We start from the raw sequence: 22,986 nt of genomic DNA, 5'->3' as shown, positions 1-22,986 counted from the left end.
GTCCACTTCTCCGGGGCCTGGTTTTCGGCACGGCACGCGCCGAGGCCCGATCTTCGACGACTATTCGAGGTTCTGCACCTGCTCGCGCAGTTGTTCGATCAGCACCTTCAGTTCCACCGCCGACTGGGTGGTGCGCGAATCCACCGATTTCGAGCCAAGCGTATTGGCTTCGCGATTGAACTCCTGCATCAGGAAATCCAGACGGCGCCCCACCGCTTCCGGCAGGGCCAGCACGCGCCGCGCTTCGGCGATGTGGCTGGTCAGCCGGTCGAGTTCCTCGTCCACGTCGATCTTCTGCAGGTTCAGCACGACCTCCTGCTCGAGCCGGCCCGGCTCCAGCGGCAATTTCAGGTCGGCCAGCTTGTTCTCGAGCTTGGCGCGCAGGGCCGCGCGGATGTCCGGCAACCACTGGCGGACCTGGGCGACGATGCGTTCGATGCCGTCCAGGCGCTCGCGCATCACGACGGCGAGTTTTTCGCCCTCGCGCGCCCGCGCCGCCACGAACTCGGTCGCCGTCGCATCGAACAGGGCCAGGGCTTCGGCCTGCAGGCCGGCCTGGTCGAGCTCGGCGACTTCGAGCACGCCCGGGAACTGCAGAAGCTGGGTCAGGTTCACCTGCAGCGAAGGGAACCTGTTAGCCGTCGCCTGGCCGAGCTCGGCCAGCTGCGCGAGCAGGCGCTCGTTGACCTTCAGCTCGCCCGCCGAAGCGGCCGCCGGTCGGTAACGGATGCCGAGATCGACCTTGCCGCGGGAGATCTTCGCCGCGACCCGCTCGCGCAGGACGGACTCGATCGTGCGCAACTCTTCCGGCAGGCGCACCGACAGCTCGAGATAACGATGGTTGACCGCGCGCAGTTCGCAACTGAGGCTGCCGCCTGTGGCGGCGCGCTCGCCGGCGGCGAAGGCGGTCATGCTGCGGATCATGCGTGCCTCGGATTCGGGATGGACCCGGATGGTAATCTACCCGGCCCAGGTTTTACCGGATTCGTGCGCATGAGCAACCTTTCCAGGCCCAGCGGCCGCGCGGCCGACCAGATGCGCCCGGTGCGCATCGAACGCCAGTTCACCAAGCACGCGGAGGGCTCGGTGCTGATCTCGTTCGGCGACACCCGCGTGTTGTGCACTGCCAGCGTCGAGAACAAGGTACCCGGTTTCCTGCGCGGCAAGGGCGAGGGTTGGGTGACGGCCGAATACGGCATGCTGCCGCGCTCCACGCACGAACGCATGAACCGCGAAGCCGCCAGCGGCAAGCAAGGCGGTCGCACGCTGGAGATCCAGCGCCTGATCGGCCGCGCGCTGCGCGCCTGCGTCGACCGCAAGGCGCTGGGCGAACGCACGATCACGCTCGACTGCGACGTCATCCAGGCCGACGGCGGTACGCGCACGGCGGCGATCACCGGCGCCTATGTCGCACTCTGCGATGCGGTGTCGGCGCTGCGCGCGCGCGGCGACCTGACGCGCGACCCGGTCTTCGGCGGCGTGGCGGCCGTCTCGGTCGGCATCCATCGCGGCGTGCCGGTGCTGGACCTCGACTACGCCGAGGACTCCGATTGCGATACCGACATGAATGTCGTGATGAACGACGGTGGCGGTTTCATCGAGGTGCAGGGCACGGCCGAAGGCCATGCCTTCCGTCGCGACGAAATGGATGCCCTGCTCGGCCTCGCCGAAAAAGGCATCGCCGAACTGGTCGCCGCGCAACGCGAAGCGCTGGGCCGATGAACCGGCACCTGGCCCAGATCGCTCTGCTGGTCGACGACTACGACACGGCGATCGCGCACTACACGCAGGACCTCGGCTTCCTCCTGCTCCAGGACGAAGACCTCGGCGGCGGCAAGCGCTGGGTCCTGGTCGCGCCGTCGGCGAACTCGCAATGCGCCCTGCTGCTGGCGCGCGCGAGCACGCCGCGCCAGTCCGAGCGCATCGGCGATCAGACCGGCGGCCGCGTCGGCTTTTTCCTGCACACCGACGATTTCGACCGCGACCATGCGGCGATGACGGCGCGCGGCGTGCGTTTCGTCGAAGCGCCGCGCGACGAGGCCTACGGCAAGGTCGTCGTCTTCGAAGACCGCTACGGCAATCGCTGGGACCTGATCGAACGACGCGCATGAAGCTGGTGCTGGCGACCTCGAACCGCGGCAAGCTGGCGGAGATGCGTCCGCTGCTCGCCGACCTCGGGCACGAACTGATCGCCCAGAGCGAACTCGGCGTGGCCGATGCGATCGAGGATGGCCACAGCTTTGTCGAGAACGCGTTGATCAAGGCCCGTCACGCGGCGCGATGCACCGGCTTACCGGCCTTGGCGGACGACTCGGGCCTGATCGTCGATGCGCTCGGTGGCGCGCCGGGCCTGATCAGCGCGCACTATGCCGGCGTGCATGGCGATGCCGCGGGCAATATCCGCAAACTTCTGCACGAGCTGCGCGATGTACCGGAAGCCCGCCGCGGTGCGCGCTTCTATTCCCTGATCGTCATGCTGCGCCATGCCGACGATCCCCAGCCCTTGATCGCCGAAGGCCTGTGGGAGGGTCGCATCCTCGACGCGCCGCGCGGCGATGGCGGGCATGGCTACGACCCGGTGTTCTTCGATCCGGTGTTGGGGCTTGGCGCCGGCGAGATGCCGCCGGACCTGAAGAACCGTGTCAGCCATCGCGGTAGAGCCTTGGCGGCCTTGCGCGACAGGCTGCGAGTCGCACTGACGTGAATCACCTGGCCATCTGGGAGTACGAAGTGCGCGCTGGCGCCGAAGCGGCCTTCGAGACCCTTTACGGGCCGGAAGGCGGCTGGGCGGCATTGTTCCGCCAATACGCCGGATATCTCGGCACCGAATTGCTGAAAGACCCGGCGACAGGACGCTATCTGACGATTGATCGCTGGCTTACCGCTTCCGACTACGATGCTTTCCTGGCTGTCGCCGCGTCGAGTTACGCCGAGCTCGACGCGCAAGGCGATGCCTTGACCGCCAGCGAACGCCGCATCGGGCGCTACGACGCGACATGCTGATTCCTCCCCCGCTTTCGCTCTACATCCACATCCCGTGGTGCGTGCGCAAATGCCCGTACTGCGATTTCAATTCGCACCAGCAGCCGGAAAACATTCCCGTCGACGAGTACATCGCCGCGCTCGTCGCCGACCTCGAGCAGGACCTGCCCCTGGTCTGGGGCCGTACCGTGCACAGCGTCTTCTTCGGCGGCGGCACGCCCAGCCTGTTCCCGCCAGGCGCCATCGGCGAGATCCTGTCGGCTTGCGCGGCGCGACTGCGCTTCGCGCCAGGCGCGGAAGTCACCATGGAATGCAATCCCGGCACGGCCGAACACGGGCGTTTCGAGGGCTATCTCGCCGCCGGCGTGAACAGGATCAGTTTCGGCATCCAGAGTTTCGACGATCACTGCCTGCAGCGGCTCGGCCGCATCCACGATTCGACGGAAGCCGAGCGCGCGGTGAAGCTGGCCCAGGATGCCGGCCTCGACAATCTCAACCTGGACCTGATGTACGCCCTGCCCGGGCAATCGCTGGCGATGGCGCTACACGATGTCGAACGTGCGATCGCGCTGCAGTCTGCGCATCTGTCGCATTACCAGCTCACCCTGGAACCCAATACGGTATTCGCCGCTCGTCCCCCGCAAGGCATTCCCGACGAAGACGCATCGTGGGACATGCAGGAGCGCTGCATCGATGCGATGGCTGGCGCAGGTTACGCGCAATACGAAATCTCGGCGTACGCGCGCCCGGACCGGCAATGCGCGCACAACCTGAACTACTGGCGCTTCGGCGACTACCTGGGCATTGGTGCCGGTGCGCACGGCAAGATTTCCTCCGGCGCGACCGGCGAGATATTGCGCCGCTGGAAGCTGAAGAACCCGCGCGACTATCTCGCGCAAGCACGCGGCCCCGGACGCATCGGCGGCGACGACCCGATCGCCGTGAACAACCGTGCCTTCGACTACATGCTCAACGCGCTGCGGCTCGTCGAAGGATTCTCGCTGAGCGATTTCGAATCGCGTACCGGATTGCCGCGCGCCACCATCGGCAAGGAACTGCAACACGCCACGTTGCGCGGATGGCTCGAAGCCGACGGCGACCAGGTGCGCCCGACCGAGCTCGGTCGCCGTTTCGCCAACGACGTCATGCAACTTTTCCTGCGCGATTGAATCGAACGTCCTGATCGGTGCTTCCGATCGGCGAAACAGGAGTCGCGTCATGCTCGAATCGGTGCGGTTGCGCTGCCCATTCTGCGGCGAGCGTTTCGAAACCCTGGCCGATGCCTCCGGCGGCGATGGCGACTACATCGAGGATTGCCCGGTCTGTTGCCGTCCGATCCGCTTGCACCTGCAGACCGGCGCCGACGGCGAGTTCGAGGGCTTGGACGCCGACCGCGACGAATAGGCCGCGCCGGCACATGCGAGCGCGGCGCGCTTGCACTACACTGCGCCCGCCCCAGGTGCTCGGGAAGCCGGTGTGAATCCGGCGCTGCCCCCGCAACGGTAAGCCAGACAAGTCCTTCGAACGCCACTGGGTCCGCCCGGGAAGGCGAAGGATGGAAGCCTCGCGGCTTCGCTGGCCAGCCCGGAGACCGGCCTCGGGTTTGCAGGCACGTTGCGGTGGGCGACGGGGCACGACGTTGCCCGTTCGCGGCCGCCGTACTCCGATGCAATCGCGACGCGCCCCTTTCAACCGCGGGTGTGCGTTTCCGGAGTCGTCATGAAATTCCTGTTGTCCCGTTCTGCCTTGTCGGCAGCGATCCTTCTTTCCCTTCCCGCCCTGGCCTCGGCCGCTTCGGAATCCGAAGCGCCGAAGGACATCGGCACCGTGCAGGTCACCGCCAACCGCATCGAACAGCCGGTCGAAGAAACGCTGGCGTCGGTCACGGTGATCGACCGCGCCGATATCGAACGCAGCCAGTCGCCCGACCTGTCCGACCTGCTTGCGCGCCAGGCGGGCATCGACGTCGTCCGTACCGGTGGCCCGGGCAGCGCCAACACGGTGTTCATGCGCGGCAGCAATTCCAAGCACACGCTCGTGCTGATCGACGGCCTGCGGGTCAATTCCGTCGTGCAAGGCCTGTTCGATTTCGCGCACCTTCCCCTGTCGCAGATCGAGCGCATCGAGATCGTGCGCGGTCCGCGCGCGGCCCTGTGGGGTTCGGACGCGATCGGCGGCGTGATCCAGATATTCACCCGCGACCCGCGCGGCTCCTTCATAGAACTGCGCGGCGGCAGCGAGGGTCGCCGCGGCGCCGATGCCGGCTTCGCCATCGGCAGCGATCGCCTGCGCTTCGGCGCCGCCTTCGGACACGATCAACTCGACGGCTTTTCCGCCGCCAACCCGGCTTCCGTCAGCTACGACCCCGATCGCGACGGCTATCGCAACACGCACGGCAACTTCCGCCTCGTCGGCGACATCGGCACTCAGCGTTTTTCCGCCAGCGCCCTGGTCGCCGACGCCTTCGTCGAATTCGACACCGGCGTGTCGGATGTGCTGACGCGCCAGCTCGGCGTGAGCCTGCAGGGCGACCTGCGGCAGAACTGGTCGCACCAGCTCAACGCCGGCCTGAGCACGGAGGACATCCGCACCGATTCCTTCGGCATCACCGATTTCCACAATCGCCGCATGTCGCTCGACTGGCTGCACCAGTTCCGGATCGCCGAAGGCCAATCGCTGCAGGCCGGCCTGAACTGGAGCCGCGAAACCGGCGAATCGAAGGTGGATTGGTATGGCGAATTCTTCGATGAAGAACGCGACAACCTCGGACTGTTCGCCGCGTATATCGGCGAGTTCGGCGCGCACACTCTCAATCTGAGCCTGCGCCACGACGACAACAGCCAGTTCGGCGGCGCGACGACCGGCAACGCGGCCTGGGGCCTACGTATCGGCGAAACGCTGCGCCTACGCGCGGGCTGGGGCCAGGGTTTCCATGCGCCCACGCTCAACGACCTGTATTTCCCGAACGTCTACGGCTGCTGCCGCGGCAACGCCGATCTGCGCCCCGAATATTCGACCAACCAAGAGCTCGGCCTCGACTGGACGCCGGCGAACGGACATCAGCTCGGCCTGTCGCTGTTCCGCAACCGCATCCGCGACCTGATCGAACTCGATGCCGGCTTCGTCGAATACATCAACATCAACCGCGCCCGCGTACACGGCGCGGAACTGCAGTACGGCTGGCGGCGCGGCGCCTTCTCGCTCGACGCCAATGCCACCTGGCAGGACGCACGCGACCTGGGCAACGACACCGCCCTGCTGCGCCGTCCCAAGCGGAAGTTGAACGTCGGTGCGGACTATCGTTTCGACAACGGCTTCTCACTGGGCCTGGACGCCGCCGCCGTTGGTCCGCGACCGGACTTCGGCGCGATGCTGCCCGGCTATTCCCGCTTCGACCTGCGCGCGGCCTGGACACTGGCGAGCCACTGGCACCTGGAAGTCCGCATCGAGAACCTGGGCGATCGCGATTACGTCCTGGTCGATGGTTACAACACCCCGGGCCGCAGCGGCCTGTTGCGCGTGCGCTGGCAGGGCGAATAAGCCGCCCGGAAGGCGGGTGGGACGGGGCCGGGAACGGCGCCGTCCCCACCGCTGTGCGCTCCGTCACATCATCGTGCAGTATGCCTGCCTTGCGTCTAGAATCCCCTAGGGGATCCACCAGGAGCGCCGCATGGCCAGCCCGGGCAGCCAGTCTCACGTCCCGCCTACCCTGGCGAGCCGTCCCTTGCCGCGCCGCGTGCGCGACCTGCTCGAAGGGATCCTGGAATATTGCTCGGGCGAAATCGAGCGCGGGCTCACCTCATCGCTGAACGAATACGAGCAGCAGCTGTTCAAGTTCGCCGAACAAGCGCGCAGCAACCAGGTGCAGACGCGCTGGCTTGATGCGCAGCGTCTGGTGAAGCGGAACCGGCCCGACGTCATCCCGCGCTTCCTGATCGCGATGGAGGCCGAACTCGCCACCATCCGCGACGGCGCCGCCGCGCGCGGACTGCAGCCGGTGAAAGGACGTTCGCTCGAATTGTCGTTGGTCGACAACCTCGACATGGACGAGGTCAGCGTTCTGACCGAGATCTCCAACCGCGCCGAACTCCGCAACAGCCTGCCCCTTTACCTGCTCGGCCAGCGCTTCGGCGTACTGGCGGGTCGTCCGGCGCTGGATGCCGAATCCCTGCCGATCGGTCCGCAGGCCATTTGCCGGATGCTTCGCTCCGCGGTGGATGGCCTCGAGCTGATCGAAGAGCACCGGATGATGTTCATCCGCACTTTCGAGCGGCAGGTGGTGCCCTTGTACGGAAGCCTGGTCGACGCGGTGAACACCTATCTCGCGCGCAACGGCGTCCTGCCGCACCTGCAGTACGTACCGGTGCGCCTGCGACCGGCAGGCTCGGCACCGGCCGCCGAGCGGGTCGCCGAGCCGGCGAAGCCGCGACCGCGCAACGTGATCGAGGAAAGCGAGTCTCTAGGCCTCGGCGGCGATGCGCCGCTGCATGCGCATCACTCGGCACCGCGCACGGCACCGGCTTTCCCCAGCGCCGATTCGCGTCCGGGACAGGCCGGTGCCGCCCCGTCCCGCGAACCGTCGCCGAACGTGCAACAGGCGCAAGCCGCGGCGACGGCCGCTCTGCTTTCGGCCAACCCGGCTGCCGGCACCGACGAATCCTTCATGTTGATGCGGCAGTTGCTCGGCGCGCGCCGGCAGCTGCTCGACAAACTGGTGCCCGAGAGAACCAAGGGGAACTCGCAGGACTTCGTCCAGATCGTCGGCAACGACCAGCTGCAACAAGTCTTGAGCCAATTGCAGGGCCAGCCGATCGGCACAATGCAGGTCAAGGGCAAGACCACCGAGCGCACGCTGGCGCACCTGAAGCAGGACATGTTGGCCAAGCTGCGCCAGGCGGTGCCCGGCGATGCGGCGCCTGCCCTGGCCGAAGAAGACAACGACACGATCGATCTCATCGGCATGCTGTTCGAGAGCCTGATGAAGGACGTGCGCCCGAACAGCCCGGCCTCGATGTTGCTGTCCAAGCTGCAGGTGCCCTTGCTGCGCGTGGCGCTGCAGGACAAGGGGTTTTTCACCCGACAGATGCATCCCGCACGTCAGATGCTCAACACCATCGCCGAAACGGGCAGCTTCTGGCTGGCCGAAGACGACGTCGATACCGGTTTGATCGAGAAGCTCACGTCGGTCGTGGACCGCACCAACCACGACTTCACCGGCGACATCAGCCTGTTCAGCACCCTGCTCAGCGACCTGAGCTCGCACTTGCAGACGCAGGCGCGCAAGGCCGAGGTGGCCGAACGCCGGCATGTCGAAGCGGCCCGCGGCAAGGAGAAGCTGGCGCTGGCGCGCGAACGCGCCTCGCGAGCGGTCGAGGGCCTGCTCAAGCAGCAGAACCTGCCCCGCTTTACCCACACCTTGCTGAGCCAGGCCTGGACCGACGTCATGGCCCTGACCGCGTTGCGCCATGGCGAGGACTCCGGCGACTGGAAACACCAGTTGCAGGTCGCCGAACAACTCATCCAGATTTCCCGCGCCACCGGCGCCGAACAGGCCAAGTTCCGCGACACCGCAGGCACGCTGCAGCAGGAAGTCGAGCATGCCCTGTCGCAGGTCGGTTATCAGGGCGACGAAGCCAGCGTGATCGCCCAACGACTGGTGCAGCCGCAATCGGGCAGCGAAGCCGACTCGGCCAGCCGTACCGAATTGACGATGCGCATGAAGGCGCGCGCGCGCCTCGGCGAAGACATGCAGGCGGCGCAGGACAGCAAGGTTCCCCTGACGCCGGAGGAGCAGAAGCATCTCGAGCGACTCAAGCACGTGCCGTTCGGCAGCTGGTTCGAGTTCACCACCAACCAGCAGGGCGACAAGGTCAAGCGACGCCTGTCCTGGTTCAGTACCGTGACCGGCCACGTCCTGTTCGTGAACCATCGTGGACAGCGCATCGGCGACTTCACCCTGGAAAGCCTGGCCCGGCAACTTGCGCAGGGCCAGTTGCGCGTGATCGACGAGGAGAAGGGCTCGCTGATCGATCGCGCCTGGAACAGCGTACTGAATGCGCTGCGTTCCTTCGCCGGCCAGACCCCTGAAGGTGCGACCACATGAACGACTACCGCCGCGCCAAGCGCCGCAAGGCCAGCCAGCACGTCGACGTGCTCGACACGATGACCGAACAGGTGATCGGTCGACTCAGCAATCTTTCCGAAACCGGCATGTTGCTGATCCTGCAGAGTCCGCCCGTCAACGATGCCCTCTACCAATTGCGCCTTCGGCTGCCGCTGGAAGAAGGCGGGGATCGCGTGCTCGACGTCGGCGCGCACGAACTCTGGTCGGACGAAGCGGCCGCGCCCGGCCAGGTCTGGTCCGGCTTCCGCTTCATCGATCTCGCGCCCGGCGATGCGGAGCTGATCCGCAATTGGGTCGAGGCGCCCGGCAGCCAGTACGTCTGAGGTGGGCCGACGCCTGACGCTGGTCCTTGCGGCCATCCTCCTGGCCGCTTGCGAACGCCATGGCGATGCCGTCCGGGAACGCCTGCAGGTTTTCGGCAGCGATACCGATATCGAGATCCGCGGCAGCCCGCGCGACCAGGCGATGCTGGCGATCGCCGATGCTTCCCGCCTGCTCAACCTGCGAGAGCGCGAATGGCACGCCTGGGAAGCTTCCGACCTGACACGCATCAATGCCGCGCTGCGCAACGGGCAAACCGTGCCCGCGCCGCCTTCTATCCTCGTCATGCTCGAACGCGCCGAACCGCTCGTGCGCGGCAGCGATGGCCTGTTCGATCCCGCCGTGGGCGGGCTGGTCGAGCTCTGGGGTTTCCATACATCGGAATTCCCCGTGCGCACGCCGCCGCCGACGCTGGCGCAGATCGAAGCCTGGCGCGCGCAACCGCCGCGTCTGTCGCAGTTGCGCGTGGACGGCAATCGGCTGCGCACGGCCAACCGCAGCCTGCAGCTGGACTTCAATGCGATCGCCGAAGGCATGGCATCGGAAGAAGTCGCGCAGCGCTTCCGCCAGCGCGGCATCCGGCATGCGCTGATCGGCATGGGCGGCGATGTCTACGCGCTGGGCGATGGCGATGGCGAACCCTGGCAGGTCGGCATGAAGGATCCGTACGGCGGCGCGCTTGGCTCGGTCGAACTCGGCGATGGCGAGGCCTTCTACAACTCCGGCAACTACAACAAGTTTCGCCAGGGCACGGACGGCGCGCGCTGGGGACATATCCTCGACCCGCGCACCGGCATGCCTGCCCGTGGCGCGGCGGCTGCGGCCGTGCTGAATCGCGATCCGGTGCTCGCCGACGCCGCCTCCACCGCGTTGATGGTCGGTGGCCCCGCCAGCTTCGAGCGGATCGTACGACAGATGAAACTGGGCTGCGCCCTGATGGTCACGGAAGAAAACGAGCTGCTGATCACCTCGGCCCTGCGCAAACGCATGCAGTTCGTGCGCGAACCGATCGCACTGGGCGAGCCGCTGGACCTGGGACCGGACTGCAGCCCGCGGTAACAGGTTGGTGGTTCGTGGTGAGTGGTTGATGGTAAGAGCGGATACCGCTTCCACTGCCAACCACAAACCACGCACCATCAACCTGCATCCTGCGGCACAATGTCAGCCTCGCCTCGCCGGACCTTCGCCTTGAGCGCCTACCGCGAACATCTTTCCAACGTCATGGCGCGTGCCGACGAAGCGCTGGCACGCAGCGGCCACGACCACCTGCTGATCGCCTCGGGCATCGAGAAGTACCGCTATCTCGACGACATGCCCTATCCGTTCAAGCCTAATGCGCCGTTCAAGCACTGGCTGCCGCTGACACGGCACCCGCATTGCTGGATCGCGTACACGCCCGGCAACAAGCCCGTGCTCGCCTACTATCAGCCGGACGATTACTGGCACGTGCCGCCCACCGCGCCGTCCGGCGAATGGGTGGAGCATTTCGACGTGCGCGTGATCGCCGATCCGGCCGATGCCGGCCAGCATCTGCCCGCGAGCGGTCGTCGGGCGATCCTCGGCGAAGCCGATGGCGCCCTGCCGGGTTTCGAGCCGAACAATCCGAAAGTGCTGCTCGACTACCTGCACTATCACCGCGCCTACAAGACGCCCTACGAGCTGGGGCTGATGCGCCGCGCGCAACGCAAGGCGGTGCGCGGGCATCTGGCCGCGCGCGAGGCTTTCCGCGCCGGCGCCTCGGAGGCCGGCATCAACGCCGCTTATCTGGCGGCCGCCGGCCACACCGACAACGACGTGCCGTACAACAACATCGTTGCGCTGAACCAGAACGGCGCCACCCTGCACTACCAGTACAAGAGCGACCAGGTCCCGGCGGAACACCGTGCCCTGCTGATCGATGCCGGCGCTGAAGTCGACGGCTACGCCTCGGACATCACCCGCACCTGGGGCAATGGCGATGGCGCATTCGCCGACCTGATCGCGGCGGTGGAAAACGAACAGCTCGCGCTCGCCGGAAAAGTTCGCGCCGGCCTCGACTACCGCGAGCTGCACCTCGAATGCCATCTGCGCCTCGGCACTGCGCTGCAAGCGCTGGGCATCGTCGCGATGGACCCTGGCAGCATGCTCGAAACCGGCGTCACCTCGATCTTCTTCCCGCACGGTCTCGGCCATCCCATCGGCTTGCAGGTGCATGATGTCGCCGGCTTCAGCGATGTCGACGGCAATCTCATTCCGCGCCCGAACGGCCATCCCTACCTGCGCATGACGCGCACGCTCGAACCGGGCATGGTGGTGACGATCGAGCCCGGGCTGTATTTCATTCCGAGCTTGCTGGCGAAACTGAAGGCCAGCCCGCAAGCCAAGTCGGTGGACTGGCGCAAGGTCGAACACCTGACCGCGTTCGGCGGTGTGCGCATCGAGGACGAAGTGCATTGCACGAGCGGCGCACCGGAGAACCTGACGCGCGACGCCTTCGCGGAGCTGAACCAATGAGCACGTTCAAGATCGCAATGATCTTCCTTGTCGTCTGGTCCTTGCTGATACCAGGCATCCTGAAGCTGTTCGGCACGAAGTTCGAATGGCCGGACATCCCGATCGCGGTAGTACCCTCGGTGGCGCTCTATTTCATTCCGCTGGTCGGTCCGGTCCTGTCCGCCGGAGCGACGGTCGGCTTGCTTTACTGGCGCATCAACGACCGGCTGTTCCCCGACATCGTCGTCGCGGTCGCGCTTGCCCGTCTCGCGTCGCTGCCCGTGATGATGATGATGAGCCCGGACATCGTCGGTTCCTGACCGCAGTCTCGGACAGACGCCGGGGCGGGGCTGTGCGGCCTTGCCGACTCGCCTCCAAGCCCCTGATTTGCTAGGCTTTACGCCATCTTTTGGTTTTCGCCGCCCGGCCCCGCGCCGGGCGCGCCGTCTTTGAGCCCTGCCCGACCATGGACAAAAGCTTCGAACCCTCCGCCTTCGAGACCAAGTGGTACCGCCATTGGGAGGAGAACGGCTGCTTCAAGCCGTCCGGCCAGGGACCGGCCTACACGATCATGCTGCCGCCGCCGAATGTCACCGGTACCCTGCACATGGGCCATGCGTTCCAGCACACGTTGATGGACGCGCTGATCCGATACCACCGCATGCGCGGCTTCGACACGCTCTGGCAGGTCGGCACCGACCATGCCGGCATCGCGACGGAAATGGTGGTCGGCCGAAACCTTGCTCGCGAAGGCAAGGGCGAGACGCGCGATTCGCTCGGCCGCGAGAAGTTCATCGAGAAAGTCTGGGAGTGGAAGAAGGAATCGGGCGATACGATCGAGCGGCAGATGCGCCGGCTCGGTTCGTCCGGCGACTGGTCGCGCACGGTGTTCACGATGGATCCGATGCCTTCGCAGGCCGTGGTCGAGACCTTCGTGCAGCTGTTCGAGCAGGGCCTGATCTATCGCGGCCAACGCCTGGTGAACTGGGATCCGGTGCTGAAGACGGCCATCTCCGACCTCGAAGTGGTCAGCGAAGAGGAAGACGGCAAGCTCTGGTCGATCTCCTATCCGCTCGCCGAAGGCAGCGGTTCGCTGGTCGTGGCGACGACGCGCCCGGAAACGATGCTCGGCGACACGGCCGTGATGGTGCATCCGGAAGACGAACGTTACGCGCGCCTGATCGGCAAGACCGTGCGCCTGCCGCTCTGCGATCGCGAAATCCCGATCATCGCCGACGACTACGTCGACCGCGAGTTCGGCACCGGCGTCGTGAAGGTCACGCCGGCGCACGACTTCAACGACTATGCGGTCGGCCAGCGCCATTCGCTGCCGATGATCAACATCTTCACGCCGGATGCGGCGGTGAACGAGAATGCGCCGGAAAAATACCGCGACCTGGATCGCTACGCCGCGCGCAAGGCCGTGCTTGCCGACCTCGAAACCGCCGGCCTGCTGGTCGAAGAAAAGAAGCACAAGCTGCAGGTGCCGCGCGGCGATCGCACCGGTCAGGTGATCGAGCCGTATCTCACGTACCAGTGGTTCGTGAAGATGGACGGCCTGGCCCAGCGCGGCCTCGATCTCGTCGAGAAGGGCGATGTGCGCTTCGTGCCGGAAAATTGGATCAATACCTATCGCCACTGGTTGGGCAACATCCAGGACTGGTGCATTTCGCGCCAGCTCTGGTGGGGCCATCGCATCCCGGCTTGGTACGACGCCAACGGCAAGACCTACGTCGGCCGCGACGAGGCCGAAGTGCGCGCGAAGCACGGCCTCGGCGCCGACATCGCCCTGACGCGCGATCACGACGTGCTCGAAACCTGGTTCTCGTCGGCCCTGTGGTCGCACAGCACCTTGGGTTGGCCGGACGAGCCCGAAATGGCCGCGCGCGATTACGACAAGCGCCTGCCGACCTCGGTGCTGGTGACCGGTTTCGACATCATCTTCTTCTGGGTCGCCCGGATGATCATGATGACCGACCATTTCACCGGCCGCGTGCCGTTCAAGGACGTCTACATCACCGGCCTCGTGCGCGATCACGAAGGCAACAAGATGTCCAAGGCCAAGGGCAATATCCTCGACCCGATCGACATCATCGATGGCATCGCGCTCGCCGACCTCATCGCCAAACGCACGTCTGGGCTGATGCAGCCGCAGATGGCGGAAAAGATCGAAAAGGCCACGCGTAAGGAATTCCCGAACGGCATTCCGGCCTTCGGCGCCGACGCCCTGCGCTTCACTTTCGCTTCGCTGGCCACGCACGGTCGCGACATCAAGTTCGACCTGAACCGCGCCGAGGGCTACAAGAATTTCTGCAACAAGCTGTGGAACGCCGCGCGTTTCGCCCTGATGAACTGCGAAGGTTTCAGCGCCAGCGGTGCGCCGCAGCCCCGTACCGACGCCGAGCGTTGGATCCTGGCGCGCCTGGCGCGCGTCAGCGCCGAAGTGCAGGCGCAGTTCGCCGCTTACCGCTTCGACCTGGCCTGCCAGGCGCTGTACGAATTCGCCTGGAACGAGGTCTGCGACTGGTTCCTCGAACTGGCCAAGCCGGCCTTGAGCGGAGACGATAAGGCCGCGGCCGACAGCACGCGCCACACCCTGCTGTACGTGCTGGAGAACCTGTTGCGACTGCTGCATCCGCTGATCCCCTTCGTCACCGAAGAAATATGGCAGCACGTCGCAGCCAAGCTCGGCTTGTCCGGCAGCATCAGTCAGCAGACGTATCCGGAACCAGAGGCACTGGCCAACGACTACGCCACCGCCGAGGCCGACATCGAATGGCTGAAATCCGTGGTTTCGGCCGTGCGCAGCATCCGCAGCTCCTTGGGAATTTCGCCGGCGAAACAAATCGCGCTGCTGTATCGCGGCGACGCAGCGGACGTCGCCCGCCTCGCGAAGTTCTCTTCGCAGCTCGCCTTCCTGCTGAAGCTCGAATCGGTCACCGCACTCGACGGTCAACCGCCGGCCGCCGCACCGGCCGTGGTCGGCGACCTCCAGTTGTTCGTGCCGCTCGCAGGCCTCGTCGATCTCGATGCCGAACGTGCTCGACTCGACAAGGAGATCGCGAAGGTTTCCGGCGAGCGCGAGAAGAGCGAAGCGAAACTGGCGAAGTTCGGCAGCAACGTGCCGCCGGCGGTGGTCGAGCAGGAACGCACGCGACTGGCCGACTGGTCGCGCCAGCTCGCGGCACTGAGCGAACAGCGCCAGCGGCTCTGACGGCTTGCGCCGCGGTTACAGCCGCGGCGGCCAGGCCGAGTCGGGCACCAGCAGCTCGATGCCCATCACGATGGCGTCTTCGCGACCGTTCTTCGCCGGGTAGTAGTTCGGCCGCCGGCCGATCTCGTTGAAGCCGAGGCTGTCGTACAGCGCGATCGCCTTCGGATTCGAGGGCCGCACTTCGAGGAAGACGCGATCCACCATGTGCCAGCGCGCCAGGTCGATCAGGCGCTTCATCAGCCTGCGCCCATGCCCGTGGCCTTGATGCTCCGGCGCCACGCAGACGTTCAACACGTGCGCTTCGCCCGCAGCGCAGCTGAGCACGCCGTAACCGATGATGCCGGCGCGCGCTTCCAGTACCCAGCACTGGTGCCCGGCGCGCAGGCAGTCGCGGAAGATGCCGGGCGTCCAGGAAAACTCGTAAGCGCGCACTTCGATCGCCGCCACGATGTCGATATCGGCCTGGCGCATCGGCCGCATCTGCGAATCGTTGGCGAGCAGCGCGTTCATCGCATCAGGCGTCGGGCGCTTCCGGCGTCCTGCCTCTCGCGCCACTTGGGCTTCCTGCCCTTCGGAGCGCCCGCAGTTTCGGCCACAGTGCGCGTTTCCCCGCCGGGTCTTTGCGCAGGCGGGCAAGATCGCCGACCAGCGCATCGATACCGCAATCGCCGGCGGCGCGGCGCAATGCCGCGCGCAGGAGGTCGAACCCGCCCGCGTTCACGAGAACCGCAGCCGCCACGGGTTCCGCGAATGCCGGCGGTGCGCCTGCGCGTGCGTAGGGCGTAAAGCCCATCGCCTGCAGCAAACGTTCCTGTTCGGCCGTCCACAGCCTCATGCGGCGGCCTTGCGCGTGAACTTGCTCCAGGCCCAATACGCCGGCCCGGACAGGGCATACAGCGCCGCTACGGTCAGCAAGCCCTTTTCCTGGGCGACGAACAACACGACCAGGGTGCCCACGATCAACAGCATTCCCCAGAAGGGAACACGCTCGGCGCGTGCGCCATCGACCGGCTCGGGTTTGGGGCCACCCTTGAAACTGGTGTAGCGGATGCGGCTGACCATCAGCAGGGCGCAGGCCACGGTCAGGACCACGGCGAAGTAGCGCAGGTCTTCGCCGGCATAACCTAGGTTCTGGAAGGTCCAGGCGAAGGACATCATCAGCGCCGCCGAAGACGGGCTGTTCAGTCCGATGAACCAGCGCTTGTCGACCACGCCGACCTGGGTATTGAAGCGGGCCAGTCGCAAGGCACCGCAGGCCGCGTAGAGGAAGGCCGCCGCCCAACCGATTTTCCCCGCTAGCGGGCCGTCCAGCTTCATCCCGACCAGGGCCCAGTGGTACATCACCAGGGCCGGAGCCATGCCGAAGCTGACGAGGTCGGCCAGGGAGTCGTACTGCACGCCGAATTCGCTGCTGGTGCCGGTCATCCGGGCGACGCGGCCGTCGATCCCGTCGAAGATCGCCGCGACGAAAACGGCCGCAAAGGCGTGCTCGAAGCGCCCGCTGGCCGCCGCCAGGATGGCGTAGAACCCGGCGAACATGCCGCAGGTGGTGAGCAGGTTCGGCAACAGATAGATGTGCCGGTTACGGGGTGTGGGCTTGGGCGTCTCCATGGCTTCAGTGTAACGGCTCGGCAACGGCGCGGCAGCCGAGGCTTGCGGGCGGGGAGCGGCGGTGGTAACTAGGGTCCATCTTCTGCCGGGAGCCACGCATGAATCGCCCAGCCCTGTTCCACCGCCTGCCGCTGGCGGGCCTGACCGTCCTCGCCCTTGGCCTTGCGCTGAGCGCGCAGGCCACCACCGTCTACAAGAAGAAGAAGGGCGGCGTCAGCGAGTATTCGCAGACGGAAACCCAGAACTCGCAATCCAAGAAGGTGAAGGGCCGCGACCCGGCCAAGCCGCAGCAGGAAGCGCCCAAGCCCAAGACCGAGGCTGAAAAGGCCTGCGACAACGCGCGCGCCAACCTGGAGCTGCTCAATTCGGGTAAGCCGCTTTCCCGCGGCAAGGACAAGGACGGCAAGGACATCGTGCTGAGCGCGGAAGAGCGCACCAGCGAAACCGCCCTGGCCCAATCCCAGGTCAAGGCTCGCTGCGCCCCGACCCCGCCACCGCCGGCGAAGGAATGATCTAGCGTCGCTCGCGCCACGGCCCGCGGGCGACCGCGGGCCGTTCGCTTTTGCGCCCGCTACAATGGCCGGCCCGATTCCAAGTGCCGGATCCTTTCGATGCGTCTGTCCCAGTTCCATCTTTCCACCAGCAAGGAAACCCCCGCCGATGCCGAGATCGTCAGCCACCAGCTGATGCTCCGCACCGGCATGATCCGCAAGCTCGCCGCCGGCATCTACACCTGGACGCCGCTGGGCCTGCGCGTGTTGCGGAAGGTCGAACGCATCGTTCGCGAGGAAATGGATCGCGCCGGGGCCATCGAAGTGTCGATGCCGACCATCCAGCCGCGCGAGCTCTGGGAAGAAACCGGTCGCTGGCAGAAATTCGGCGGGCAGCTGCTGAAGATCAAGGATCGCAAGGACGGCGAGTTCTGCTATGCGCCGACCGCCGAGGAAGTCATCACCGACTTCGCCCGCAACGAACTGCGCAGCTACAAGCAGCTGCCGTTGAACTTCTACCAGATCCAGACCAAGTTCCGCGACGAAATCCGTCCGCGCTTCGGCGTGATGCGCGCGCGCGAATTCGTCATGAAGGATGCGTATTCGTTCCATCTGACGCCGGAGTGCATGGCGCGCGAATACCGCAACATGTACGACGCCTACGCCCGCATCTTCACCCGCCTCGGGCTGAAGTTCCGTGCCGTGCGCGCCGACAGCGGCGCGATCGGCGGCGACGCCTCGCAGGAATTCCACGTGCTGGCCGACTCGGGCGAGGACGCCATCGTCTTCTCCGACGGCTCCGATTACGCGGCCAACGTCGAAGCGGCCGAGGCGCTGGCGCCCGGCGCGCGCGGCGCCGCAACGGAGTCGCTGCGCAAGATCGACACGCCGACGCAAAAGACCTGCGAAGACGTCGCCGCATTGATGGGCATACCGCTCGAGCGCACGGTGAAATCCGTCGCCCTGTTCGGCGACGAATCGCTGAAAGGCGGTGGTTTCGTGCTGGCATTGGTGCGCGGCGACCACTCGGTCAACGAGATCAAGCTGGCCAAGCTCGCCGGCATGGGCGGCTATCGCCTCGCCAGCGAAGCGGAAATCCTCGCGCACCTCGGCAGCGAGCCGGGCTTCCTCGGTCCGGTGAAGCCCGCGAAAGACATCACCGTCATCGCCGACCGCAGCGTCGCCGCAATGAGCGACATGATCGTCGGCGCGAACGAGAAGGGCTTCCACCTGGCCGGCGTGAACTGGGGGCGCGATCTGCCCGAACCCGACGCGGTCGCCGACATCCGCAACGTCGTCGAAGGCGATCCCTCGCCCGACGGTCAAGGCAAGCTCGGTATCGCGCGCGGCATCGAAGTCGGCCATGTCTTCCAGCTCGGGCAGAAGTACGCCGAAGCGATGGGCGCCACCGTGCTCGACCAGGAAGGCAAGGCGCAGGTCATGTACATGGGCTGCTACGGCGTCGGCGTCAGTCGCGTCGTCGCGGCGGCGATCGAACAGAATTTCGACGCCAACGGCATCTGCTGGCCGGAACCGATGGCGCCTTGGCGCGTCGCCGTGTGCATCATCAATCCGAAGGGCGATGCTGCCGTCGCCGAAGCGGCGAAAGCCCTTTACGACGAACTCAACGCCGCCGGCATCGAAACCTGCCTCGACGATCGCGGCCTGCGCCCCGGCCAGATGTTCGCCGACATCGAGCTGGTCGGCATCCCGCATCGCGTCGTCGTCTCCGAACGCGGCCTGGCCGCCGGCACGTTCGAATACCGCGGCCGTCGCGACAGCGAAGCGGTCAACCTCGATCGCGCCGCCCTATCGGTCAAACTGGGCATCGGCTGAATGCCGGCCGGCGCCACGCTACTGCTGGCGCTGGCCGTACCCGCGCATGTCGCGCTGGAAGCCCCTGTGCTTCCGGCGCAGGCGATGCGCGTGGAAGCTTTCGTGCCTGCCGGCTGGAAGATCCTGCAGCGCGCCGATGGCGACTTGAACGGCGACGGCCGCCCCGACGCCGCCTTCGTGCTGGAGAACTCGAAACAGCCCGACCCCGGTTTCGGCGACGAGGAGGAGGGCTGGCAGACGTTCTGGCCGCGGATCACCGCCGTCGTGCTGGCCGACGGCAAGGGCTATCGCCTGCTGGCCAGCAACGCCCGTTTCGTGCCCGCCTGGACGCAGAGCAACTTCGACGACGTGATGGAGGAAGGCAGCCTGTCGATCGCGAAGGGCGTGCTGACGGTGCGCTTCCGCCAGTTCGCCTCGGCCGGCAGCTGGTGGGCCGGGCAGACCACGTTCAAGTTCCGCCTGCAGGGCCAGGATATGGTCTTGATCGGCCTGGATCGCGATTCGATGCATCGCGCGTCGATGGAGTATTCGAACATCAGCATCAACCTGCTCAACCACCGCGCGAAACAGACCACCGGCGCCGATGGCGACGAACCGCGCGCACCGGCGGATCGCTGGTTCGCCTTCACGGGTGCCGCGCCTTCGCTGTCGAAGATCGGCGACGGCCTCGACTACTGGCCGGCGGGATTGGAACCGCTGCGCTGACGCCTTCCGCTGCGCAGTTGCGTTGACGCGCGTTGGGGCCGCGGCCACATACGCAGTCGTAGGGTTTCGTTCAATCAATGCCTTGCGAAGTACGCTAGTGTATGTAATCGCCAGCTCCCGGCGACTAGGGAAATAATTGCGGGTTTCGCCGCCCCTTCGCGGCGCAGGACGCATCGCATGCAATCCTCCTTCAACCGCGACGAACTCATCGCCTGCGGCCACGGCAAGATGTTCGGCCCCGGCAACGGACGCCTTCCGCTGCCGAACATGCTCATGCTCGATCGCATCGTCTCGATCAGCGACGAAGGCGGCGCCCACGGCAAGGGCCAGATCCGCGCCGAACTCGATATCCGTCCCGACCTGTGGTTCTTCGACTGCCATTTCGAAGGCGACCCGGTGATGCCGGGCTGCCTGGGCCTGGATGCGATGTGGCAGCTCGTCGGTTTCTTCCTGTGCTGGAAGCAGAACCCCGGCCGCGGCCGCGCGCTGGGCGTCGGCGAAGTGAAGTTCACCGGCCAGGTATTGCCGACGGCCAAGCTCGTCGAATACGTCATCGACCTCAAGCGCGTGGTCGAACGCAAGCTGGTCATGGCGATCGCCGATGCGAAGATGTACGTCGACGGCCGCGAGATCTACACCGCCACCGACCTGCGCGTCGGCCTGTTCACCTCCACCGATTCGATGTGAGATCCGCCATGAAACGCGTCGTCATCACCGGCCTCGGCCTGACGTCCTGCCTCGGCAACGATCGCGCCAGCGTTTCCGCCTCGTTGCGCGAAGGCCGCTCCGGCATCCGGGTCAATCCGGAGCAGATCGAACACGGCTTTCGCAGCCATGTGGCCGGCCGCCCCGAGGTCGATTTCGAGGCGCGCATCGATCGCAAGCTGCGCCGCTTCATGGCCGATACCGCCGCCTACGCCTACGTGGCGATGCAGGACGCGATCGCCGATGCCGGCCTGTCGGCCGACGCGATTTCCGATCCCGGTATCGGCGTCATCGCCGGTTCCGGCGGCGGCTCCTGCGCCAGCACCGTGGAAGCGGGCGACCTGTTGCGCGAGAAGGGCGTAAGGCGCGTCGGCCCCTATATGGTCACGCGCACGATGTGCTCGACGGTGTCGGCGAACCTCGCCACCGCCTTCGGCATCCGCGGCCTGAACTTCTCCATCTCGTCCGCCTGCGCGACGTCGGCGCATTGCATCGGCGCGGCGATGGAGCAGATCCAGCTCGGCAAGCAGGACATGGTCTTCGCCGGCGGCAGCGAGGAGCTGCACTGGACGCAGACGATGATGTTCGACGCGATGGGCGCCTTGTCGACCAAGTACAACGACACGCCGGAGCGCGCTTCGCGCCCTTACGATGCCGACCGCGACGGTTTCGTCATCGCCGGCGGCGGCGGCATGGTCGTGGTCGAGTCGCTGGAGCATGCGCAGGCGCGCGGCGCCCGCATCCTGGCCGAGATCGTCGGCTACGGCGCGACGTCCGACGGGGCCGACATGGTCGCGCCCTCCGGCGAAGGCGCGGCGCGCTGCATGCGCCAGGCCCTTTCCACCGTCGACGGCACGATCGACTACGTCAATACGCACGGCACCTCGACGCCCGTCGGCGACGTGGCCGAGCTCGGAGCGATGAAGGATGTGTTCGGCGAAACGATGCCGGCCTTCTCGTCGACGAAATCGCTGTCGGGCCATTCGCTCGGCGCTGCCGGCGTGCACGAGGCGATCTACTGCCTGCTGATGATGGAACAGGGTTTCATCGCCGGTTCGGCCAATGTCGAAAGTATCGACCCGGCCGCCGAAGGCCTCCCCTTGGTTCGCGCCTCGCGCGACGCGAGCTTGAACACGGTGATGTCGAACAGCTTCGGTTTCGGCGGCACGAACGCCACGCTCGTGCTGCGTCGCTTCGCCTGATCTTGTAGGAGCGATGACCGAAGGAAATTCCTTTGGGGACGCGATCGCGGCCGGCGTCGCTGCTACAGGTTGCGGCGCGGCGACACCAGCAGGTTGCCGACCAGGATGCCGGCCACCAGCGCGATCAGGGCGCTGATCACCGCGATCGCGGTGTCGAGGCCGAGCATCACGTCGCGCTCGAGCACGAAATTGAAACTGCGGAATCCCAGGCTGCCAGGTACCAACAGGATGATGCCCGGCATTCGCACCAACGCCCCGGGACGATTCGACCAGCGGCCATAACCATTCGCGACCGCAGTGACGACCGTCGCCGCGAAGAACACGCCGGTCGGCAGGGCATTGTCGGCCGCACCCGGCAAGGTCGCCGCGAACCGCGTTGCGAGAAACCCTAGCCAGACCGACGCCATCACCAGCAAAGTGTCGCGTCGCGACGCCTTGAACAGCACGGCGAATGCGAACGAACCCGCCAGCAGGGTCAGCCAGGGCATCCAGTCCGGCAGGGTCGAGCCGGCGTTCGCCAAGGGCTTCCAGCCGAGCAGCCAGACGACCTGGCTGGCGGCGACCGCGCCGAAGGTGAGTTTCAGCAGGGTCGTCAACGCGCCGGCGAATCGCGTCGTGCCCGAGGTCAACTGCCGGCTCGCGAGTTCCGACACCGCCGTCGTCAGCGTCATGCCGGGCATCAGCACGATCAACGACGCGATGATCACGCTCTGCAGAGTCAGCGGCAGCACGGTGGCGACCGCCGAAGCCAGCAAGGTCGCGACGAAGGCCGCCAGGGCTTCGTGCGCATCGCTCCAGGATGGGCGGCCTTCACTGAAGATCGTCAGCCAGCCGATCAGCACGCCGAGCACGGCCGCGGTCGCGAGATCCGCCCAACCCGTATTCGGCAGCAGGCCGGTGACCGAGGCCGAGGCCAGGCCGAAACTGAAGATCGCCAACGGTTTCGCGTAGGCGCGCGGTGGCCGGTCGAGCGCGCGCATCGCGGCCAGGCCGCTGGCGATGTCGCGCTTGCCGGCGACGACATCCTCGGCGATCGCATCGGCGGCCGCCAGGCGACCGAGGTTGGTTTCGCCCGGCTCGAGCCGGATCACCCGCGTGATCGTATGCGGCGTGCCGCGCTCGCCGTCGGGAAAACTCAGGATCATGCCGGTCGGGTTGGACCATATCTCGACATCGAGTCCGAGCTTCCGTCCGACCTGGGTCACCGCGCCCTCGAGTCGCTGCGAGGACGTGCCGTAGATATGCAGGCGACGCGCCAGCTCGACCATGAAGTCAATGCGTGCGAGCGCAGGCGCAAGGGTGTCGGACAGGGATGCGGGCATG

General features: G+C 66.3%; 23 protein-coding genes and 1 riboswitch. Of the genes, 18 read left to right on the top strand and 5 right to left on the bottom strand.

All coding sequences use genetic code 11. The features are described 5' to 3' along the window. Positions 1-60 precede the first annotated feature (60 nt). Complete coding sequence (locus tag QM707_RS15595) at positions 61-924, bottom strand: YicC/YloC family endoribonuclease (RefSeq protein WP_415002798.1); 864 nt, start codon at positions 922-924, stop codon at positions 61-63. 69 nt (positions 925-993) lie between these two features. Between QM707_RS15595 and rph the strand changes: the two genes are divergently transcribed. The 13 genes from rph (at position 994) to QM707_RS15530 (ending at position 15,113) form a co-directional block, all read left to right on the top strand. After that, a complete protein-coding gene (gene rph / locus QM707_RS15590; protein ID WP_415002797.1) occupies positions 994-1,722 on the top strand; it encodes a ribonuclease PH in 729 nt (242 codons plus the stop codon). Further along, the gene (locus QM707_RS15585; protein WP_415002796.1) at positions 1,719-2,111 is read left to right on the top strand and encodes a VOC family protein; all 393 of its coding nucleotides are present in this window, start codon (positions 1,719-1,721) and stop codon (positions 2,109-2,111) included. The genes rph and QM707_RS15585 overlap by 4 nt, the downstream gene beginning before the upstream one ends. After that, positions 2,108-2,704 (top strand): RdgB/HAM1 family non-canonical purine NTP pyrophosphatase, encoded by a 597-nt coding sequence (gene rdgB / locus QM707_RS15580; protein ID WP_415002795.1) that lies wholly within the window; start codon positions 2,108-2,110, stop codon positions 2,702-2,704. The genes QM707_RS15585 and rdgB overlap by 4 nt, the downstream gene beginning before the upstream one ends. After that, entirely contained in the window at positions 2,701-3,003 is a 303-nt protein-coding gene (locus QM707_RS15575; protein ID WP_415002794.1) for an antibiotic biosynthesis monooxygenase family protein, read from the top strand. The genes rdgB and QM707_RS15575 overlap by 4 nt, the downstream gene beginning before the upstream one ends. Further along, complete coding sequence (gene hemW / locus QM707_RS15570; protein WP_415002793.1) at positions 2,997-4,151, top strand: radical SAM family heme chaperone HemW; 1,155 nt, start codon at positions 2,997-2,999, stop codon at positions 4,149-4,151. The genes QM707_RS15575 and hemW overlap by 7 nt, the downstream gene beginning before the upstream one ends. Positions 4,152-4,200: 49 nt before the next feature. Next, positions 4,201-4,386, top strand: a complete 186-nt coding sequence (locus QM707_RS15565; protein ID WP_415002792.1) for a CPXCG motif-containing cysteine-rich protein — start codon at positions 4,201-4,203, stop codon at positions 4,384-4,386. A 36-nt stretch (positions 4,387-4,422) separates the two neighbouring features. Next, a riboswitch (cobalamin riboswitch) is annotated at positions 4,423-4,597 on the top strand. Positions 4,598-4,701: 104 nt separating this feature from the next. Further along, positions 4,702-6,522 (top strand): TonB-dependent receptor domain-containing protein, encoded by a 1,821-nt coding sequence (locus QM707_RS15560; RefSeq protein ID WP_415002791.1) that lies wholly within the window; start codon positions 4,702-4,704, stop codon positions 6,520-6,522. A gap of 130 nt (positions 6,523-6,652) precedes the next feature. After that, positions 6,653-9,085: a DUF1631 domain-containing protein gene (locus tag QM707_RS15555; protein ID WP_415002790.1), complete on the top strand. Its 2,433-nt coding sequence runs from the start codon at positions 6,653-6,655 to the stop codon at positions 9,083-9,085. Then, positions 9,082-9,429 (top strand): PilZ domain-containing protein, encoded by a 348-nt coding sequence (locus tag QM707_RS15550; RefSeq protein WP_415002789.1) that lies wholly within the window; start codon positions 9,082-9,084, stop codon positions 9,427-9,429. Before QM707_RS15555 ends, QM707_RS15550 begins: the two co-directional genes overlap by 4 nt. A 1-nt stretch (position 9,430) precedes the next feature. Continuing rightward, positions 9,431-10,486 (top strand): FAD:protein FMN transferase, encoded by a 1,056-nt coding sequence (locus QM707_RS15545; RefSeq protein WP_415002788.1) that lies wholly within the window; start codon positions 9,431-9,433, stop codon positions 10,484-10,486. A gap of 129 nt (positions 10,487-10,615) precedes the next feature. Continuing rightward, positions 10,616-11,920 carry a Xaa-Pro dipeptidase gene (gene pepQ, locus QM707_RS15540; protein ID WP_415002787.1) on the top strand — a complete coding sequence of 435 codons (1,305 nt, stop codon included), beginning with the start codon at positions 10,616-10,618 and terminating at the stop codon, positions 11,918-11,920. Continuing rightward, on the top strand, positions 11,917-12,219 hold the full coding sequence (locus tag QM707_RS15535) for a hypothetical protein (RefSeq protein WP_415002786.1): 303 nt from the start codon (positions 11,917-11,919) through the stop codon (positions 12,217-12,219). Before pepQ ends, QM707_RS15535 begins: the two co-directional genes overlap by 4 nt. A 146-nt stretch (positions 12,220-12,365) precedes the next feature. Beyond that, a complete protein-coding gene (locus tag QM707_RS15530; RefSeq protein WP_415002785.1) occupies positions 12,366-15,113 on the top strand; it encodes a valine--tRNA ligase in 2,748 nt (915 codons plus the stop codon). A gap of 15 nt (positions 15,114-15,128) precedes the next feature. On the opposite strand, the gene rimI is transcribed toward QM707_RS15530, so the two are convergent. Genes rimI through pssA form a run of 3 tightly spaced genes read right to left on the bottom strand, consistent with a single transcriptional unit; the run spans position 15,129 to position 16,724 of the window. Continuing rightward, positions 15,129-15,623, bottom strand: a complete 495-nt coding sequence (gene rimI / locus QM707_RS15525) for a ribosomal protein S18-alanine N-acetyltransferase (protein WP_415002784.1) — start codon at positions 15,621-15,623, stop codon at positions 15,129-15,131. Between the two features lie 4 nt (positions 15,624-15,627). Continuing rightward, entirely contained in the window at positions 15,628-15,948 is a 321-nt protein-coding gene (locus tag QM707_RS15520) for a hypothetical protein (protein ID WP_415002783.1), read from the bottom strand. Then, positions 15,945-16,724, bottom strand: a complete 780-nt coding sequence (pssA, locus tag QM707_RS15515; RefSeq protein ID WP_415002782.1) for a CDP-diacylglycerol--serine O-phosphatidyltransferase — start codon at positions 16,722-16,724, stop codon at positions 15,945-15,947. Before pssA ends, QM707_RS15520 begins: the two co-directional genes overlap by 4 nt. Positions 16,725-16,822: 98 nt before the next feature. Here pssA and QM707_RS15510 point away from each other — a divergent pair, with 98 nt between their 5' ends. From QM707_RS15510 to fabB, 5 genes are all read left to right on the top strand, one after another. Next, entirely contained in the window at positions 16,823-17,236 is a 414-nt protein-coding gene (locus tag QM707_RS15510; protein ID WP_415002781.1) for a hypothetical protein, read from the top strand. Between the two features lie 99 nt (positions 17,237-17,335). Then, positions 17,336-19,051, top strand: coding sequence for a proline--tRNA ligase (locus tag QM707_RS15505; RefSeq protein ID WP_415002780.1), 1,716 nt, complete (start codon positions 17,336-17,338; stop codon positions 19,049-19,051). After that, complete coding sequence (locus QM707_RS15500) at positions 19,052-19,756, top strand: hypothetical protein (protein WP_415002779.1); 705 nt, start codon at positions 19,052-19,054, stop codon at positions 19,754-19,756. 177 nt (positions 19,757-19,933) lie between these two features. Then, the gene (gene fabA / locus QM707_RS15495; protein ID WP_415002778.1) at positions 19,934-20,443 is read left to right on the top strand and encodes a 3-hydroxyacyl-[acyl-carrier-protein] dehydratase FabA; all 510 of its coding nucleotides are present in this window, start codon (positions 19,934-19,936) and stop codon (positions 20,441-20,443) included. Between the two features lie 8 nt (positions 20,444-20,451). Continuing rightward, positions 20,452-21,663 carry a beta-ketoacyl-ACP synthase I gene (gene fabB / locus QM707_RS15490; RefSeq protein ID WP_415002777.1) on the top strand — a complete coding sequence of 404 codons (1,212 nt, stop codon included), beginning with the start codon at positions 20,452-20,454 and terminating at the stop codon, positions 21,661-21,663. Between the two features lie 62 nt (positions 21,664-21,725). Here fabB and QM707_RS15485 read toward each other — a convergent pair whose 3' ends face one another. Then, positions 21,726-22,985: a threonine/serine ThrE exporter family protein gene (locus QM707_RS15485; RefSeq protein ID WP_415002776.1), complete on the bottom strand. Its 1,260-nt coding sequence runs from the start codon at positions 22,983-22,985 to the stop codon at positions 21,726-21,728. Position 22,986: the final 1 nt, after the last annotated feature.

The organism is Arenimonas sp., from assembly GCF_047602345.1.
Taxonomy (GTDB): Bacteria; Pseudomonadota; Gammaproteobacteria; order Xanthomonadales; family Xanthomonadaceae; genus Arenimonas.
Note: the sequence above shows the minus strand (reverse complement) of the source record. Positions and strands in the feature narration are given on the sequence as shown.

Bases quoted from the DNA above. Each gene is read 5' to 3' on its own strand.
- QM707_RS15595 (WP_415002798.1), bottom strand. From the start codon at position 924: ATGATCCGCAGCATGACCGCCTTCGCCGCCGGCGAGCGCGCCGCCACA.
- rph (WP_415002797.1), top strand. From the start codon at position 994: ATGAGCAACCTTTCCAGGCCCAGCGGCCGCGCGGCCGACCAGATGCGC.
- QM707_RS15585 (WP_415002796.1), top strand. From the start codon at position 1,719: ATGAACCGGCACCTGGCCCAGATCGCTCTGCTGGTCGACGACTACGAC.
- rdgB (WP_415002795.1), top strand. From the start codon at position 2,108: ATGAAGCTGGTGCTGGCGACCTCGAACCGCGGCAAGCTGGCGGAGATG.
- hemW (WP_415002793.1), top strand. From the start codon at position 2,997: ATGCTGATTCCTCCCCCGCTTTCGCTCTACATCCACATCCCGTGGTGC.
- QM707_RS15565 (WP_415002792.1), top strand. From the start codon at position 4,201: ATGCTCGAATCGGTGCGGTTGCGCTGCCCATTCTGCGGCGAGCGTTTC.
- QM707_RS15560 (WP_415002791.1), top strand. From the start codon at position 4,702: ATGAAATTCCTGTTGTCCCGTTCTGCCTTGTCGGCAGCGATCCTTCTT.
- QM707_RS15555 (WP_415002790.1), top strand. From the start codon at position 6,653: ATGGCCAGCCCGGGCAGCCAGTCTCACGTCCCGCCTACCCTGGCGAGC.
- QM707_RS15550 (WP_415002789.1), top strand. From the start codon at position 9,082: ATGAACGACTACCGCCGCGCCAAGCGCCGCAAGGCCAGCCAGCACGTC.
- QM707_RS15535 (WP_415002786.1), top strand. From the start codon at position 11,917: ATGAGCACGTTCAAGATCGCAATGATCTTCCTTGTCGTCTGGTCCTTG.
- QM707_RS15530 (WP_415002785.1), top strand. From the start codon at position 12,366: ATGGACAAAAGCTTCGAACCCTCCGCCTTCGAGACCAAGTGGTACCGC.
- rimI (WP_415002784.1), bottom strand. From the start codon at position 15,623: ATGAACGCGCTGCTCGCCAACGATTCGCAGATGCGGCCGATGCGCCAG.
- QM707_RS15520 (WP_415002783.1), bottom strand. From the start codon at position 15,948: ATGAGGCTGTGGACGGCCGAACAGGAACGTTTGCTGCAGGCGATGGGC.
- pssA (WP_415002782.1), bottom strand. From the start codon at position 16,724: ATGGAGACGCCCAAGCCCACACCCCGTAACCGGCACATCTATCTGTTG.
- QM707_RS15510 (WP_415002781.1), top strand. From the start codon at position 16,823: ATGAATCGCCCAGCCCTGTTCCACCGCCTGCCGCTGGCGGGCCTGACC.
- QM707_RS15505 (WP_415002780.1), top strand. From the start codon at position 17,336: ATGCGTCTGTCCCAGTTCCATCTTTCCACCAGCAAGGAAACCCCCGCC.
- QM707_RS15500 (WP_415002779.1), top strand. From the start codon at position 19,052: ATGCCGGCCGGCGCCACGCTACTGCTGGCGCTGGCCGTACCCGCGCAT.
- fabA (WP_415002778.1), top strand. From the start codon at position 19,934: ATGCAATCCTCCTTCAACCGCGACGAACTCATCGCCTGCGGCCACGGC.
- fabB (WP_415002777.1), top strand. From the start codon at position 20,452: ATGAAACGCGTCGTCATCACCGGCCTCGGCCTGACGTCCTGCCTCGGC.
- QM707_RS15485 (WP_415002776.1), bottom strand. From the start codon at position 22,985: ATGCCCGCATCCCTGTCCGACACCCTTGCGCCTGCGCTCGCACGCATT.